General features: G+C 40.0%; 16 protein-coding genes. 14 read left to right on the top strand and 2 right to left on the bottom strand.

Annotated features, from left to right (window positions below):
- Nucleotides 1–174 precede the first annotated feature (174 nt).
- From tnpA to JZO83_RS13050, 8 genes are all read left to right on the top strand, one after another.
- Nucleotides 175–531 (top strand): IS200/IS605 family transposase, encoded by a 357-nt coding sequence (gene tnpA, locus JZO83_RS13085; protein WP_207116032.1) that lies wholly within the window; start codon nucleotides 175–177, stop codon nucleotides 529–531.
- A 46-nt stretch (nucleotides 532–577) separates the two neighbouring features.
- On the top strand, nucleotides 578–1654 hold the full coding sequence (locus JZO83_RS13080) for an RNA-guided endonuclease TnpB family protein (protein ID WP_207116031.1): 1077 nt from the start codon (nucleotides 578–580) through the stop codon (nucleotides 1652–1654).
- 221 nt (nucleotides 1655–1875) lie between these two features.
- Nucleotides 1876–2673: a TIGR00282 family metallophosphoesterase gene (locus tag JZO83_RS13075; RefSeq protein ID WP_207116030.1), complete on the top strand. Its 798-nt coding sequence runs from the start codon at nucleotides 1876–1878 to the stop codon at nucleotides 2671–2673.
- A 15-nt stretch (nucleotides 2674–2688) separates the two neighbouring features.
- Nucleotides 2689–3063: a YlbF family regulator gene (locus tag JZO83_RS13070; RefSeq protein ID WP_206854776.1), complete on the top strand. Its 375-nt coding sequence runs from the start codon at nucleotides 2689–2691 to the stop codon at nucleotides 3061–3063.
- Nucleotides 3047–5665 (top strand): DNA mismatch repair protein MutS, encoded by a 2619-nt coding sequence (mutS, locus tag JZO83_RS13065; RefSeq protein ID WP_206854484.1) that lies wholly within the window; start codon nucleotides 3047–3049, stop codon nucleotides 5663–5665. Before JZO83_RS13070 ends, mutS begins: the two co-directional genes overlap by 17 nt.
- 17 nt (nucleotides 5666–5682) lie before the next feature.
- Nucleotides 5683–7776, top strand: coding sequence for a DNA mismatch repair endonuclease MutL (gene mutL / locus JZO83_RS13060; RefSeq protein ID WP_207116029.1), 2094 nt, complete (start codon nucleotides 5683–5685; stop codon nucleotides 7774–7776).
- 29 nt (nucleotides 7777–7805) lie between these two features.
- On the top strand, nucleotides 7806–8372 hold the full coding sequence (locus tag JZO83_RS13055) for a Maf family protein (protein ID WP_207116028.1): 567 nt from the start codon (nucleotides 7806–7808) through the stop codon (nucleotides 8370–8372).
- Between the two features lie 168 nt (nucleotides 8373–8540).
- Nucleotides 8541–9485 carry a tocopherol cyclase family protein gene (locus tag JZO83_RS13050; RefSeq protein ID WP_207116027.1) on the top strand — a complete coding sequence of 315 codons (945 nt, stop codon included), beginning with the start codon at nucleotides 8541–8543 and terminating at the stop codon, nucleotides 9483–9485.
- Nucleotides 9486–9651: 166 nt separating this feature from the next.
- On the opposite strand, the gene msrB is transcribed toward JZO83_RS13050, so the two are convergent.
- Both msrB and treR read right to left on the bottom strand, forming a co-directional pair.
- Nucleotides 9652–10098, bottom strand: a complete 447-nt coding sequence (gene msrB / locus JZO83_RS13045) for a peptide-methionine (R)-S-oxide reductase MsrB (RefSeq protein WP_206854472.1) — start codon at nucleotides 10096–10098, stop codon at nucleotides 9652–9654.
- 161 nt (nucleotides 10099–10259) lie between these two features.
- A complete protein-coding gene (gene treR, locus JZO83_RS13040) occupies nucleotides 10260–10973 on the bottom strand; it encodes a trehalose operon repressor (RefSeq protein ID WP_207116026.1) in 714 nt (237 codons plus the stop codon).
- A 232-nt stretch (nucleotides 10974–11205) separates the two neighbouring features.
- Here treR and treP point away from each other — a divergent pair, with 232 nt between their 5' ends.
- From treP to JZO83_RS13010, 6 genes are all read left to right on the top strand, one after another.
- Complete coding sequence (treP, locus tag JZO83_RS13035) at nucleotides 11206–13185, top strand: PTS system trehalose-specific EIIBC component (RefSeq protein WP_206854466.1); 1980 nt, start codon at nucleotides 11206–11208, stop codon at nucleotides 13183–13185.
- Between the two features lie 151 nt (nucleotides 13186–13336).
- Nucleotides 13337–13939: a Holliday junction branch migration protein RuvA gene (gene ruvA, locus JZO83_RS13030; protein ID WP_206854462.1), complete on the top strand. Its 603-nt coding sequence runs from the start codon at nucleotides 13337–13339 to the stop codon at nucleotides 13937–13939.
- A gap of 12 nt (nucleotides 13940–13951) precedes the next feature.
- Nucleotides 13952–14953, top strand: coding sequence for a Holliday junction branch migration DNA helicase RuvB (gene ruvB, locus JZO83_RS13025; RefSeq protein WP_104871807.1), 1002 nt, complete (start codon nucleotides 13952–13954; stop codon nucleotides 14951–14953).
- Between the two features lie 63 nt (nucleotides 14954–15016).
- On the top strand, nucleotides 15017–15604 hold the full coding sequence (locus tag JZO83_RS13020; RefSeq protein WP_207116025.1) for a TetR/AcrR family transcriptional regulator: 588 nt from the start codon (nucleotides 15017–15019) through the stop codon (nucleotides 15602–15604).
- A 46-nt stretch (nucleotides 15605–15650) separates the two neighbouring features.
- Nucleotides 15651–16121 (top strand): low molecular weight protein-tyrosine-phosphatase, encoded by a 471-nt coding sequence (locus tag JZO83_RS13015; protein WP_207116024.1) that lies wholly within the window; start codon nucleotides 15651–15653, stop codon nucleotides 16119–16121.
- Nucleotides 16122–16252: 131 nt separating this feature from the next.
- Nucleotides 16253–16627 carry a hypothetical protein gene (locus tag JZO83_RS13010; protein WP_206854454.1) on the top strand — a complete coding sequence of 125 codons (375 nt, stop codon included), beginning with the start codon at nucleotides 16253–16255 and terminating at the stop codon, nucleotides 16625–16627.
- Nucleotides 16628–16716: the final 89 nt, after the last annotated feature.

Below are 16716 nucleotides of genomic sequence, written 5' to 3'. Positions count from 1 at the left end.
GAACTTCTGAACGAGAAAGCCCACGGTTTTTAATCGTGGGAGGATAGTGAAGTAGGTATGAAAGTTCACCTTAGAGAACTCGAAGACCTAAAACTATGTGCTTTCTCGTTTTTTAATTGTCTTTGTTTCGTAATTGTAATGGTTATACATACGAAAAGGTGGTATGTTTTTGCTATGGAAGACTATCGCCGAACCAAAACAACCTTAAGCTTCATCAACTATCATTTCGTTTTTTGTCCTCGATACCGTAGAAAGATTTTTCTAAATCAAAAATTAGATAAGCGATTTAAAGAGTTGATCAATCAAATTGCTGAAAATGAAGAATTTAAAATTATTGCTTTAGAAACAGATAAGGATCATTGTCATTTATTCTTAAATGCACGCCCAACGTATAGTCCTGCGGATATAATAGCGAAAGTGAAAGGTGGAACTTCAAGAATTTTGCGTGATGAATTCCCAGAGCTAAAAGCGATGCCTAGCCTGTGGACACGCAGTTATTTCGTATCCACCGCAGGAAATGTATCTAGTTAAACAATCAAACGATATGTTGAAAATCAACGAAAGAGGTGACCTTTTAATGACTCAATCCATGACAGTGAAAATAAAACTGGAACCGACGAAATCAGATAGAGAGTTAATCCGCTCTTCTTCTTTGGTCTATATTGCGACAGTTAATTCTCTTGTTTCAGAAATGGTGAGTAATGAAAAAATCACCAAAAAGTCATCTAAAGACATCAACGTTTCCCTCAATAGTGCTGTTAAAAATCAAGCGATTCGTGATGCCAAATCTGTTTTTCAAAAAGCAAAGAAAAGCAAATTTAAAAAGATTCCTGTATTGAAAAAGCCAGTGATTATATGGAATAATCAAAACTTCACTGTTTGTCCGTCGAGCATCCGTATGCCTTTTGTGATTAGTGGTACATCTAAAAAAATTGAAATTCCCGCAACCATCTCAGCGTATGAACGTTCGTTGTTAAATCAAGCGAGTAAAGTCGGTACACTAAGGATCACTAAAAAAGGGAATAAGTACATAGCCCAAATTTCGATTGAAATTTCAGAAAGAATAACGACATCTGTTAAAACAATGGGTGTAGATTTAGGGATAAAAATACCTGCAGTATGTTGCACAGATGAACATGAAGTTAAGTTTGCTGGTAATGGTCGAATGAACAAATATGTTCGTCGTTATCATAACTCCCGTAGGAAAGAATTAGGTCATGCTAAAAAGCTGAATGCTATAAAAAAATCTAAAGATAAAGAACAACGTTGGATGAAAGACCAAGACCATAAAATTAGTCGTGAAATCATAGATTTTGCGATCAACCACAATGTGGGAATGATTCGCTTAGAAAAACTGGCGAATATTCGCAAACAGACAAGAAAAAGTCGTAAAAACAACCATTCTTTAAGTAATTGGTCATTCTATCGTTTAGCTTCTTATATCGAATACAAAGCATATTTAGTAGGTATCAAAGTTGAATATGTTCATCCCGCCTATACAAGTCAGAGGTGTCCAGATTGCGGACATAAACATCATGCAAAAGACCGTAGGTATCATTGTACTAATTGTGGCTATGTTGGACATCGTGATGTTGTCGGTGCTAAAAATATTATTTATGCACCTGTACTTGATGGTAAAAGTCAAGTAGCCTAAACAGCTATATGCTCTGGTTTAGGATGGGGTATTGGCATACCCTTAGCTTTGGGCTAGTACAAATCAGAAATGGACAGCGTACGGTTTAGCACCAAAGAATCCCACCTCAATCCCGAAGGAATGAGGCTTGTGCCTTAAGTCGTGGGAGTGTCAAAACCTCTTTCCTTTCTTTACTAAAACACTTATAATATAAGATACGTTAGAAGAGAAGAGGAAATCGTGTGCGGGTATTGTTTATCGGTGATGTAGTAGGTGCGATGGGTAGAGAAATGATTACAGAATATCTCCCTCGTTTGAAGAAAAAATATCGTCCACAAATGACGATCGTTAATGGTGAGAATGCGGCATCTGGTCGTGGGATCACAGAGAAAATCTATAAGAAGTTTCTGCAAGATGGCGTAGATGTCGTAACGATGGGAAATCATACATGGGACAATCGGGATATTTTTGAATTTATCGATGATGCGAAAAAAATGGTTCGTCCAGCAAATTTTCCAGAAGGAACGCCTGGACAAGGGATTGTCTTTGTCAAAGTCAATCAATTGGAGCTAGCAGTCATCAATATGCAAGCTCGTTCATTTATGGTTGATTTAGATGATCCATTTCGTAAAATGGCCGAGTTAGTCGAAGAAGCTCGTAAAAGAACACCGATCATCTTTGTTGATTTTCACGGCGAAACAACGAGTGAAAAACAAGCGATGGGTTGGTTTTTAGACGGGAAAGTGTCTGCGGTGGTCGGTACACATACCCATGTTCAAACGAATGATGCGCGCATCTTGCCACAAGGAACGGCTTATTTGACGGATGTTGGTATGACAGGACCATATGATGGGATTTTAGGGATGCGCCGTGAATCGGTCATTGAAAAATTCTTAACGGCGTTACCAAAACGTTTTGAAGTAGTAGAACAAGGTCGAGGAATCTTAAGTGGCTGTATCTTAGATATTGACGACCAGACGGGGCAAGCGAAAGCAATCGAATTGATCCAAATCAATGAGGACCGCCCTTATAGAGAGTAGAAAGTGAGAAAATCTGTGCAGGATGAAATGACGATCCAATTAGAAGTCGATCAGTTGGCGACTCTTTTAAAAAAGAATGAAACGATCAAACGCTATCAAGAATTGGAACATAAAGTCAAACATAGTCATTACTTGAATGAACAAACAGAAGCATTGAAGCAAGCACAAAAAGATGCCGTACAATATGCGCATTACGGACAAAAAGAAGCAGAAAAAGAAGCCATCAAACGAATCGAGGTCTTGACGCAAGCAATCGATGAATATCCTTTAGTGATTGCTTATCGCCGTCAATTGATGGAAGCAAATGAGTTGTTGCACCATTTGACTCAAATGATCCAAAATGAAATCAATGAGTATATAGAGGAGGAGCAAAATGCCTCAAAAAACTAAGAACACTCCGATGATGGAACAATATCTAAGCATCAAGGCACAATACCAAGATGCTTTTTTGTTCTATCGTCTCGGAGATTTTTATGAATTATTTTACGAAGATGCTGTCAAAGCAGCGCAAATCTTAGAACTGACTTTAACAAGCCGCAATCGTAATGCAGATGATCCTATCCCAATGTGTGGTGTCCCACATCATTCGGCGCAAGGATATATCGATAGCTTGATCGAAAAAGGATACAAAGTGGCGATTTGTGAACAAGTCGAAGATCCTAAAACGACCAAAGGAATGGTCAAACGCGAAGTCGTGCAATTAGTGACTCCTGGAACAGTGATGGATAGTAAAGGACTATCAGCCAAAGACAACAATTTCCTGACGGCAGTGGTCAATCAGGGTTCTGCTTTTGGTTTTGCCTACGCAGATTTGAGTACAGGCGAGCTAAAAACGGCTCGTTTGGTCGATGAAGAAGCTGTTTTGAATGAAACTTCTGCTTTACAAACAAAAGAACTGATTCTAGGAACAGAGATCAGCGAAACATTATATGAACAACTAAGCACTAGACTTGGTTTAGTCTTCTCAAAACAAGAAAGTGTAGAAGAAAATGCGGAATTCAGTTTTCTAACGAGTGAGTTGACGGATGAATTAGAAAAAGAAGCGACTGGGAAATTACTGACTTATTTAGCAGTCACGCAAAAAAGAAGTTTGGCACATATCCAAAAAGCGGTCGAATATCAACCGGATCATTTTTTGAAAATGGATTATTATTCTAAATTCAATTTAGAATTAAGTCAGTCGATCCGTACAGGAAAAAAACATGGCACGCTACTATGGCTATTAGATGAAACAAAAACAGCGATGGGTGGACGTTTATTAAAACAATGGCTCGATCGCCCGTTGATCCAATCCCATCAAATCACTGCTCGCCAAGAAATGGTGGCATCGCTGATCGATAGTTATTTTGAACGGCTTGATTTGCAGAGTGCGTTGACGAAAGTCTATGATCTGGAACGTTTAGCTGGGCGAGTCGCTTTTGGCAATGTCAATGGTCGAGATTTGATCCAATTAAAAACATCGCTCCAGCAAGTGCCGATGATCCGTGAATTGATCGCAGGTATCGATAAAGGGCAATGGACAGAGTTGTTGCAAGATATGCAACCGATGGATACATTGGTTGAACTGATCGAACAAGCGATCCAAGATGAGCCGCCTTTACAGATCACCGAAGGAAATGTCATCAAAGACGGATTTAATGAACAGTTAGACACCTATCGTTCTGCGATGAGAAATGGCAAACAATGGTTAGCAGAATTGGAAGCTAGAGAGCGTCAAAGTACAGGGATCAAAAATTTAAAAGTTGGCTTTAACCGAGTGTTTGGCTACTACATTGAAATTACGAAAGCCAACCTGATGAATGCTGAACTGGAAAAATATGAACGAAAACAAACGTTAGCAAACGCGGAACGTTTTATCACACCTGAATTAAAAGAATTAGAGACACAAATCTTAGAAGCTGAAGAAAAATCAGTCGATTTGGAGTATCAACTCTTTTTAGCCGTTCGAGAAGAAGTGAAAAAAGCAATCCAGCCATTGCAAACCTTAGCAAAATCATTGAGTACTGTGGACGTCTTGCAAAGCTTTGCGACGATCAGTGAACGCTATCAGTATGTCCGTCCAGAATTGACGAACCAAAAGACGCTAGTGATCGAAGAAGGACGTCATCCGGTGGTAGAAAAAGTGTTGGGGCATCAAGAATACATTCCCAATAGTGTGATCATGTCAGAAGAAGAGATGATCTTGCTGATCACTGGGCCAAATATGTCTGGTAAAAGTACGTATATGCGTCAATTAGCATTGACGGTCTTGATGGCACAGATGGGTTGTTTCGTTCCTGCACAAAAAGCAGTGTTGCCGATTTTTGATCGGATCTTCACTCGGATCGGTGCGAGTGATGATTTGATTGCGGGACAAAGTACCTTTATGGTAGAAATGATGGAAGCCAACCAAGCCTTACGTCATGCGACACCAAATAGTTTGATATTATTTGATGAACTTGGTCGAGGAACAGCAACCTATGATGGGATGGCATTAGCACAGGCGATCATCGAGTATATCCATCAACACGTCAAAGCCAAAACATTATTTTCTACGCACTACCACGAGCTGACGGTGCTTGATACAGAATTACCACAATTGAAAAATGTCCACGTCGGGGCAGTCGAAAAAGATGGCGACGTCGTGTTTTTACACAAGATGATGGACGGTCCAGCAGACAAAAGTTACGGGATCCATGTAGCTAAGATTGCGGGACTGCCAGATGAATTATTGACACGTGCATCTGCGATCTTAGCCTTTTTAGAGTCAGGGGAAACGACACATCATGTCTCTGCTCTTGAAGCATCTGTCACGAAAAAACGTGACTATTCAATGACACCAACAGATCAAGAAACGCATTATGTCAACGAAGAGAGTCAACAATTGTCCTTATTTGGCGAAGTGACGGAAGCTGAAACTCAGGTCATTTCTTCGTTGAAACAATTGAATCTCTTAGAAATGACCCCAATGGATGCGTTGAATAAATTGTACGAATTACAAAAACAATTATAGGAAGAAGGTGCTGATCAATGGCGAAAATCCAGGAATTATCCGAACGCTTAGCCAATCAAATCGCAGCAGGAGAAGTGGTTGAACGACCAGCTTCTGTTGTGAAAGAACTTGTTGAGAATGCCATTGATGCCCATAGCTCTCAAATCGATATTCTGGTAGAAGAAGCCGGTTTGAAAAAAATCCAAATCATCGATAACGGGGAAGGTATCTTAGCAGACGATGTTGAAAATGCGTTCAAACGACATGCGACGAGTAAAATCCATAACCGTGATGATTTGTTTCGCATTCGTACATTAGGGTTTCGCGGGGAAGCTCTTCCTAGTATTGCGTCTGTCTCGGAGCTGACGATCGAGACAGCAAACCAAGAAGAAACACAAGGGACCTATCTTGAATTAAAAGGTGGGGAAGTATTGACGCATCGCCCTGCACCATTAAGACAAGGCACCAAGATCACAGTGAGCAACTTGTTTTTCAACACACCAGCACGGTTAAAATACGTCAAGACGTTGCAAACAGAATTAGCCAATATAGGGGATATCGTCAATCGACTGGCGTTGAGTCATCCTAACATCGCCTTTCGCTTAGTTCATGACGGCAATAAGATGCTCGCCACAGCTGGTAATGGAGACTTGAAACAAACGATTGCAGGAATCTATGGACTTTCGACAGCGAAAAAAATGTTAAAAGTCGAAGCAAAAGATCTTGATTTTGAAGTTTCAGGGTACGTTTCTTTACCAGAAGTCACTCGAGCGAGTCGGAATTACCTATCGACGATCATCAATGGTCGTTTTATCAAGAACTTTTCATTGAATAAAGCTATCGTGGCCGGTTATGGATCGAAACTAATGGTGGGGCGTTTTCCTATCGCTGTGTTAGAAGTCAAAATGGACCCGTTACTTGTCGATGTGAATGTCCATCCAACGAAGCAAGAAGTCCGCTTATCGAAGGAAAAAGAACTGACCGAACTGATCACACAAGCGATCCAACAAGCGCTAAGTCAAGAAAATCTGATTCCTAGTGCAGCAGATAATCTTCGCTTTAAGAAAAAAATCGCAGATCAGCCGAAAACGGAACAAATCGAAATCGATCTTTCTTATGCGTTCGAGGAACCAACAAAGAAACCACAAAGTTTAAATTTTGACCGACAAACGGGCACGTTTTACGTTGAAGAAAATCCACAAAAAACGATACAACCTGTTGATAAGTCTGTGGAAAATGTTGAAAACCTCCCTGTTTTTTCTGAAGATACACTGAATTATCCAGAAAAAGAGGAGAAAACGGTGGATAACTCTGGTGAAAGTGTTGATAACTTTGTAGAAAAAACAGTGGATAACTTTCAAGCAATTGATTTATCCACTGTTGATAACTATGAAGAACCACACGATCCAGTGGAAGAAAGTGAAGCAGAACCTGACCGTGGGCAAGAAGAACTCAAACTGCATCCCGAATTTGATCTGACTCAAGATAGTCGTAGTTTAGAAAAAGCCATTGATAAGATCGAGCAGGAAGTACCCACACAACGGTTTCCGCAGCTTGAATACTTTGGACAGATGCACGGAACCTATCTTTTTGCGCAAAGCAATGAAGGATTATACATCATTGATCAACATGCTGCGCAAGAGCGGATCAAATATGAATATTTCCGTGAAAAAATCGGTGATGTTTCAGATGATTTACAAGAATTACTCGTTCCTTTTGTTTTAGATTATCCCAATAGTGATGCCATCAAGTTAAAAGAGAAAAAGGAACTATTGGAAGAGGCAGGAATCTATCTGGAAGAATTTGGCCAGAATAGTTTTATCGTCCGAGCGCACCCGACATGGTACCCAAGTGGAGAAGAAGAAGCGATTATTCAAGGGATGATCGATATGTTATTGACGACTGGTGAAGTGAGTGTGAAGAAATTCAGAGAAGCAACGGCGATCATGATGAGCTGTAAACGATCGATCAAAGCGAATCACTATTTAAATGAAGCACAAGCAAGAGTATTATTAAAAGACTTGGCAAAATGTGAGAATCCATTCAATTGCCCGCACGGTCGTCCGGTATTGATCCACTTTACAAATTCAGATATGGAACGAATGTTCAAACGAATCCAAGACCCGCATTGATCGAGGAGGCTCGGAAAGGAAGTTTTTTGATGAAAATAATATTGGCATCGCAATCGCCTAGAAGAAAAGAATTACTCGGTCGATTAGTGTCCGAATTTACGATCCAACCAGCAGACATCGACGAGACACCTAAGCTACAAGAAGACCCGATTGCTTATGTCCAACGGATGGCGACAGAAAAAGCGGCGGCTGTTCAAGAGGAAAATGAAGAAGCGTTAGTTATTGCCAGTGACACCACTGTGGTTTTAGGAAACGAAATTCTTGGAAAACCAGAGAATGACGAAGACGCAAAACGGATGTTACGCAAATTTAGTGGGAACACCCATGATGTCTACACAGCCGTTGTACTAAGTGACGGAACTCAAGAAGAACACATTCTTTCCCATGCGGCAGTTACTTTTTATGAGTTGACCGAAGAAGAGATCGAACGGTATTTAGCAACTGGCGATCATCGCGATAAAGCGGGAGCGTATGGCATTCAAAGTTACGCAGGGGCTTTTGTAGAGTCGATTTCTGGCGATTATTACAGTATCGTTGGCTTTCCGATCGGCGCAGTCAATCAAGCATTGAAGAAATGGGCAGATATTTTGTCTTAATGAATAAAATGAGAAAAACACACGATCCGTCTGTCACCAAGCGGGTCGTGTGTTTTTTCGTATACTGATAAATTGAATGATTTTATGCCACGCCCTCGCTTCAAGCGTATCAACTAGAAGCTATAAAAAAACATGGTAAACTTAATTTATCTGAGGGGAGTGGACAAGGTGATTACAACGGATAAGTTTTATCATGGCGAAACGAAAAAAGCGCCGTTTTTTGAAGGTTGGTATTTCAAGCACCAAATAGGTAATGAAGTTTATGCATTTATTCCGGGCTACTCAATCGGAGAACAAGGAGAAAAGTGCCCGTTTATCCAAGTGATCAATCACGAATCTTCGGAAGTATTTCATTTTGACAGTGAAGCATTTATGGCAAGCGAAGATCGTTTATTTGTCAAAATCGGTGAGAATACATTTAGTAAGGAAGGGATCACACTGGCTTTACGGAGCCCGTCATTGACAATAGAAGGAACGATTTCTTATGGGGAATTTATTCCATTGAAAAGAAGTCGCTACGCGCCAAGCATCATGGGTCCTTTCTCGTATTTATCTTTTATGGAATGTTATCATGGCATTTTAAGCATGAAACATTCGTTAAAAGGAGAGTTGCGCTGGAATGGAGAAACGATTGATTTTACAGATGGTGTCGGCTATTTGGAAAAGGACTGGGGAAGTTCATTTCCTGCTACCTACCTATGGGTTCAATGCAATCAGTTTGTTGCCTCGGATGCTCGTTTTTTCTTCTCCGCAGCTGAGATTCCATTTTTAGGTTTTGGTTTTTTAGGCATCATTTCGGTTTTACAAATCGGTGGGGAAGAATATCGTTTGTCCACATATGATGGAGCTAAGATTTCGGCTATTTTTCGTGAAAAGGATCATCTGATCATTCGAATAAAGCAAAAAAATCTTGAACTAGAAATCCAAGTCTTAGCAAAAGAGGGACATCCGCTGATGGCACCACAACAAGGTCAGATGAGTCGGATCATCCGTGAAAAAGCGAGCACAGAGATGACCTTGATTTTCCGTAAAAACAAGCAGGAAGTCTTTCAACAAAAAGGGAATGCCGCTGGTTTTGAGGAAGTAGGAAATCTCCGTGGGCATGAATATTAAGTATAAAAAAAGCGACGGTAATAGTAGATATATCGTGGTTTCTGAAACTGAATAGTCGGTATTCCAGAAGTCTTTTCTTCAAAAAAAGCCTGCACCTCCAAATTAGAACAATTTCGGGAGGTGCGGGCTGATTATTTTTTAATAGTGTACTTCAGTTACATCCAATTTATTCGACAATTGATTTATATTCGCTGTAACCTGCAGCATCCATCTCTTCATAAGGGATAAACTTCAAAGCCGCCGAGTTGATACAATAGCGCAAGCCGCCTTTATCTGCGGGACCGTCATTAAATACATGTCCCAGATGAGAGTCAGCTTCATTACTTCTTACTTCGACACGGTGCATCCCATGAGAAAAGTCCGCTTTTTCTTTGATGTCTTTTCTGCTGATTGGTTGGCTAAATGCCGGCCAGCCACAGCCTGCATCATACTTTTCCGCAGAACTAAAAAGTGGTTCGCCGCTAACGATATCGACATAGATCCCTTTTTCATAAAAGTCGTCGTATTCTCCGGTAAATGGACGTTCTGTCGCATTTTCTTGTGTCACTGCATAAGAAATCGGAGATAATGTTTCTTTTAAATCCTCTTTGTTTGTGTCGGTTGGTTTACTCATTGATACTGCCCCCTTTGTCTCCTAATCATACTGCCATCTGAAATAGAAGCAAACAATCTGCTTTAAGTAGGGAGGATAGCTTAGCGATTTAGCGGAAATTTAACGAACAGTAGAAGGCACGCTCGTTTTTCTGTCTTATTACTTGGAGCTACCCGGCTTTCTCACAACCTTCTTCTCCGTGCAAATTCCACGAAACGGAATTTGTCGAGACGGTGGATCGATTCAGTGTATTCGAAGCATTCAGTATTTTCTAAATAAACAAGGCCGCGAACGATCACGACGTAAGGATCGTCGTGGAGATCCATAGACTCCGAGATACTGGCATCGATTGGTTCGACGGTGATTTCTTTTTGAGCATAGGCAATGGAGAGATCTAGCTCATTTTCAAAGTATTCATAAATCGAATTGGCTGCTTGTTCCTTAGTCAAAGTAGGAACGGTTTCTTTTAATAAATAGTCTCGGTCTAAAATCACGACTTCGCCATTGATTTTTCTTTGACGGACTAAATGCCAGACAGGTGTATCGACTGGCCAGCCAGTTACTTTGTGTAATTCTTTGTCGACCACTGTTTCTTCCAGTGTTTGTACGATCGTTTCACTCGGAATATGTTGATTTTCTTGAAGTTCCTTATAGCTTGTTAGTCCAGCAATCGGAAAATCAAAACGGTTTCGGTCTAAAACAATCGATCCTTTTCCTTGTTTCTTTTGGATATATCCTTCTGTCGTCAATAGATTAAGTGCTTTACGAATTGTTTCCCGTGAAACACCATAGATTTTGATCAATTGATTTTCGCTGGGTAATAAAGTATGAGGAGGATACTCTTTGTCTAAGATTTTCTTTTCTAAGTCTAAAAAAATTTCATTGAATTTGTTCATCGTTCCTCTCCTTTGGTCAATCATTCATTCTTCGCTTATTCACTATACTACAGCTATATGTAGATTTCAAACTGGACTTAGACAGAAGATCGATGTTTCTATGGCAAGGATAAGAGCGATTTCAAATTATTTTCTTTTTTAACATAAAACGCTTGCAATTTGTTAAGAAAAACATTATAGTGTGAGTACAAAGCAACTTGTATAAACAAGTCAAATGAAAGGGGTTTATGTTATGGGGAAATATCAAGCAGATGCCGAGAAGCTGTTAAAAGGAGTCGGCGGGAAAGAAAATATCGCTGCAGTTAGCCATTGTGCGACACGTATGCGCTTTGTTTTAAATGACCCTGCAAAAGCAAATGAAGCTGAGATCGAAGAGATTGACAGTGTAAAAGGAATGTTCACCAATGCCGGTCAATTCCAAGTGATCATCGGGAATGATGTATCAACATTTTATAATGACTTTGTTGCGGTATCAGGAGTTGAAGGCGTTTCAAAAGAACAAAGTAAAGCGGCGGCAAAACAGAATCTTAATCCGTTGCAACGAGCAATTGCAGTTCTAGCTGAAATCTTCACACCATTGATTCCAGCAATCATTGTTGGGGGTTTGATTTTAGGATTTCGTAATGTGCTGGAAGGTATCCAATTTGAGAGTTTAGGTGGAACGATTGCAGAAAGTTCTACGTTTTGGAATGGTGTCAATTCATTCTTATGGTTACCAGGAGAAGCGATTTTCCATTTCCTACCTGTAGGGATTACTTGGAGTATTGCAAAGAAAATGGGAACGACACAGATTTTAGGAATTGTTTTAGGGATTACTTTGGTTTCACCGCAATTATTAAATGCCTATAGTGTCGCATCAACTGCCGCTGCAGATATTCCGTTTTGGGATTTTGGCTTTGCACAAGTACAAATGATTGGTTACCAAGCGCAAGTCATTCCAGCGATGCTTGCCGGATTCTTGCTTGCCTATTTAGAGATTTTCTTCCGCAAGTATATTCCGCAATCGATCTCAATGATTTTCGTGCCGCTATTCTCACTATTACCAACAGTTATCGCTGCTAATGTGGTTTTAGGTCCAGTCGGTTGGGCAATCGGTAACTGGATTTCATCCATCGTGAATACTGGATTGACTTCATCGATCAGCTGGTTATTCAGTGCATTATTTGGTTTCTTATATGCACCATTAGTTATCACAGGTTTGCACCATATGACAAATGCGATCGATATGCAGTTGATTGCTGACTTTGGTTCAACTAATTTATGGCCAATGATCGCTTTATCAAATATTGCACAAGGATCTGCTGTACTAGCAATCATCTTCTTGCACCGTGGCAATAAGAAAGAAGAACAAGTTTCTATCCCAGCGATGATTTCTTGTTATCTAGGGGTAACGGAACCAGCAATGTTTGGGATCAACTTGAAATATGTTTATCCATTTGTAGCTGCAATGATCGGTTCTGGTGTTGCAGGGATGTTTGCAAACTTGATGGATGTTCGAGCAAATGCTATTGGTGTTGGTGGCTTGCCAGGAATCTTAGCGATCCAAGCACAAACTTGGTTGCCATTCACGATTGCAATGATCATCGCAATCATCGTGCCTTTTGGTTTAACAGTAGTCTTTAGACGTAAAGGGATCTTGAATAAATTAGATCCAGTCAATCCAGAAGAAGCAAGTGTCTTACAAACTGCGGAAGGTGTATCGATTCCTACACAAAACTTCGAACCAGCAGGAACAGCTGCTGTTGCCACTGCAAATGAAGAGCTATTCGCCGTTGCAGACGGACAAATCAAAGCAATTACAGACGTGAATGATCCAGTTTTCTCACAAAAAATGATGGGTGAAGGCTATGCGATCGTTCCTGACGATCAAAAAATCTATGCGCCAGTCAATGGTAAAGTAACTAGTGTGTTTGAAACAAAACATGCAATCGGCATTTTAAGTGAAACGGGTGTAGAAGTTCTTGTTCATATGGGGCTTGATACCGTTGAGTTGAAAGGGTTACCGTTCAATGTTTTGGTGAAAGAAGGAGATCTAGTTTCACCAACCACGCAATTAGCAGAGATGGATCTTGCTGCTGTTGAACAAGCTGGTAAACAAACAGATGTCTTAGTTGTGCTAACAAACATGGATAAAGTGGCTGATTTCTCATTAAGTAAATCAGGCAAAGTACAACATGAAGAAATGATTGGACATGCCTCGATCAATCGCTAATAAACAGATGGAATACACTACGAGTTTGGGTCTTTATCAAAGATCTAAACTCGTAGTTCTGTTTTCGGGAATACTTTTTTTAAATCGCAAAGTATGCTACAATGGATAGAAATATGGGAACGTATGTGTGCGAAAGAAAGAGGAATTTTCAATGTATGAATATCTAAGAGGCATCGTGACTTTTATCAGTCCGTATTATATCGTGATAGAAACGCAAGGAATAGGCTATCAGATTGCGTTAGGCAACCCTTATCGGTATAGCAGTAAGTTAGATAAAGAAGTAAAGATCTATGTTCATCAAGTCATTCGTGAAGATGCACATTTGCTGTACGGATTTGATTCGCTTGAAGAAAAACAATTGTTTTTACGATTAGTCAGTGTGTCAGGCATCGGTCCTAAAAGTGCATTAGCGATCATGGCAAGCGAAGACCATTCTGGCTTGATCCAAGCAGTGGAGACCGGCGATGTGACTTATTTGACGAAGTTCCCTGGTGTAGGTAAAAAAACCGCCCAACAAATGATCTTGGATTTAAAAGGTAAGTTCGGCGAATTGAGTATCGACACACCGTTTACTTTATTTGACGAAGTAACTGAGCAAGATGCAAGTGCCTTATCAGAGGCAATGGAAGCTTTATCGGCTCTTGGCTACAGTGACCGTGAAATCAAACGTGTGGAAAAACAACTCAAAGAAATCGATAATCAAACAACGGATGAATATTTAAGACAAGCATTGAAATTGATGATGAAAAAGTAAGGAGGACGCTTGATGACAGATGAACATCTTCTCTCACCAGAACCCGGTGAGAATGAATTAAGTTTAGAAAAATCTTTACGCCCTCAATTACTTGCCCAATACATCGGTCAACATAAAGTAAAACAAGAATTAAGTATCTATATCGAAGCTGCTCGTAATCGAGAAGAGCCGTTAGATCATGTTTTGTTATATGGTCCTCCAGGATTAGGGAAAACAACGATGGCTATGGTCATTGCCAACGAGATGCAAGTAAATATCCGTACGACGAGTGGTCCAGCAATCGAACGACCAGGAGATCTAGTGGCGATTTTAAATGAGTTAGAAGCAGGGGATGTCTTGTTTATCGATGAGATCCATCGCTTACCTCGTGTGGCAGAAGAAATGCTTTATTCAGCAATGGAAGATTTCTATGTAGATATCATGGTAGGGCAAGGGCCGACCGCTCACCCCGTTCATTTCCCGTTACCACCGTTCACTTTGATCGGTGCAACGACTCGCGCAGGGATGCTCTCTGCCCCTTTACGTGACCGTTTCGGGATCATTTCGCATATGGAATACTATGAAGAAGAAGACCTAAGAGAAATTGTTTTACGATCTGCTGATATTTTTCAAACAGAGATCATTACAGAAGGTGCATTAGAAATCGCGCGCCGTTCTCGTGGGACACCACGAATTGCTAACCGACTACTAAAACGAGTGCGTGATTTTGCTCAAGTACAAGGAGACGGAAAGATCGACCAATTGATTGCTGACCGTGCATTGACACTTTTACAGGTCGATCAAGCGGGATTGGATTATGTCGATCAAAAATTGTTGCGTACGATGATCGAGCTATATGGCGGCGGACCAGTAGGATTGAGTACATTATCTGTTAATATCGGAGAAGAACGTGAAACGGTCGAAGACATGTACGAACCTTTCTTGATCCAAAAGGGCTTTTTGAAACGTACCCCTCGTGGCCGGATCGCTACCGCTTATGCTTACGAACACTTTGGATATGACTACCAAGTGTAACCTTTTTTTCTATAATAAAGAGAAAATACTAGAAAATTGATTGAAGAGATGGGAGGGATCGATGTGGGAGATGCGTCACATACAAAACAAATGATCAAAAAAGTCTTGATGTCGCTGTGCGAAACACAACCTTTTCGTAAAATCAGTGTGCAACAGATCGCACAAGAAGCAGGCATCAATCGACAAACCTTTTACTATCATTTCACTGATAAGTATGATTTATTGCGTTGGGTCTACTATGAAGATTCGCTGCATTACCTAAAAACAGAATCACTTTCTCTCGACAATTGGGAAGAACAAGCATTGTTGATGTTAAAAGCCATTGCTGAAAATAAACCTTTCTATTCAAGTACCGTCAGTTCTGAACAGGAGATTCTACAAAAGCAATTTTCTGCGTTGATCCAGCCCTCATTTATCAAAATATTTGAGCAGATGGATGAAGAAAAGCAACTCACTTCGAAAGATAAACTATTTTATGCCCGCTTCTTCTCTTATGGCTGTAGTGGTGTCCTAGTCAACTGGATCACACAAGGCTATACAGAAACACCTTTAGAAGTAGCGATGCAATTCTTTCGTTTAGCCAAAGATACCGAATTGTATTCGTATCGGTTGTATGCACTGGAAGAAGAAATGGAAACAAGAGACGAATGACCTTTTCATCGATTCCATCAAGTAGGAATAAAAAGGAGAGATTGCTATGACGAAAGTATTATTTGTTTGTTTGGGAAATATTTGTCGTTCACCCATGGCAGAAGGGTTATTAAAAAAGAAAGTGGCAGAAAAAGATTTGGCGGATTCCTTCGTCATTGATTCTGCTGCAACGAGTACCTATGAGGTAGGTAGTGCTCCTCATCCTGGTACCCAAGCTATATTGGCAAAAGAGCACGTGGATACGCGTCAGATGATTGCCCGCCAAGTACGTCGAGAAGACTTCCAGAATTTTGATTGGATCATTGGCATGGATCAATCAAATGTCGCTGATCTAAAGCAATTAGCGCCTATTGAGGCACAAGACAAAATCCAACTATTTTTGAGTCCGGTCATGGGTAAAGAAGCACAAAATGTTCCTGATCCATATTACACAAATAACTTTGAAGAAACCTATCGATTGATCAATGAAGGCTTGGAAAAATGGCTGGAATTATGGTTAGAAAGCGATATAAAATAACATTTGTGTTCTTTGGTTGTTTTAACTAAAAGTTGGAATAAAATAAACTATATTCTTGTTTTTTTAAGAAAAATTAGATAAAATAGGAGTAATTAAGTAACATATTCTTAGCTAGGAGAGGAGTACATTCAATGGATGAAGAAACAGTATCACCAATGAAGAAACTGACAAAGTTAGTGACTAATACTTCGTTTCAACTTTTTGATTCATTTGTGAATGACACAGAAGAAAAAGCTGAGAATGTACGGTTACAAGGTGAGTTCATTCTCGAACTTCAGAAAGCTGCAGCTCAGAATAGTTTAGTGATCTTACAAGTACGCGTAAATCCTTTAAGCAATAAGTATGAAACATTTTCTGGTTGGGTAGCAACAAAAACTGTTGAAAATGATCGAGTGATGATTCGTTTGCAAAACAAAGAACAACAAATTCGAATCGTACCAATTGAACAAATCGAAAAAATCACCAGTCTTTCACCGACGGGAGATCAAGAGCGATTATCTAAATAAAATCTTTTGTCAGATTTGTAATTAACTACTGAACAATTGAATCATGATATAAGAATCAATCTAGGTTATACTGGCTCTTTGTCAATAAG

Source organism: Enterococcus sp. DIV1298c, from assembly GCF_017316315.1.
Classification (GTDB): domain Bacteria; phylum Bacillota; class Bacilli; order Lactobacillales; family Enterococcaceae; genus Enterococcus_B; species Enterococcus_B mangumiae.
The sequence above is the reverse complement of the archived record's forward strand: the minus strand, read 5'-3'. Positions and strand labels throughout refer to the sequence as shown.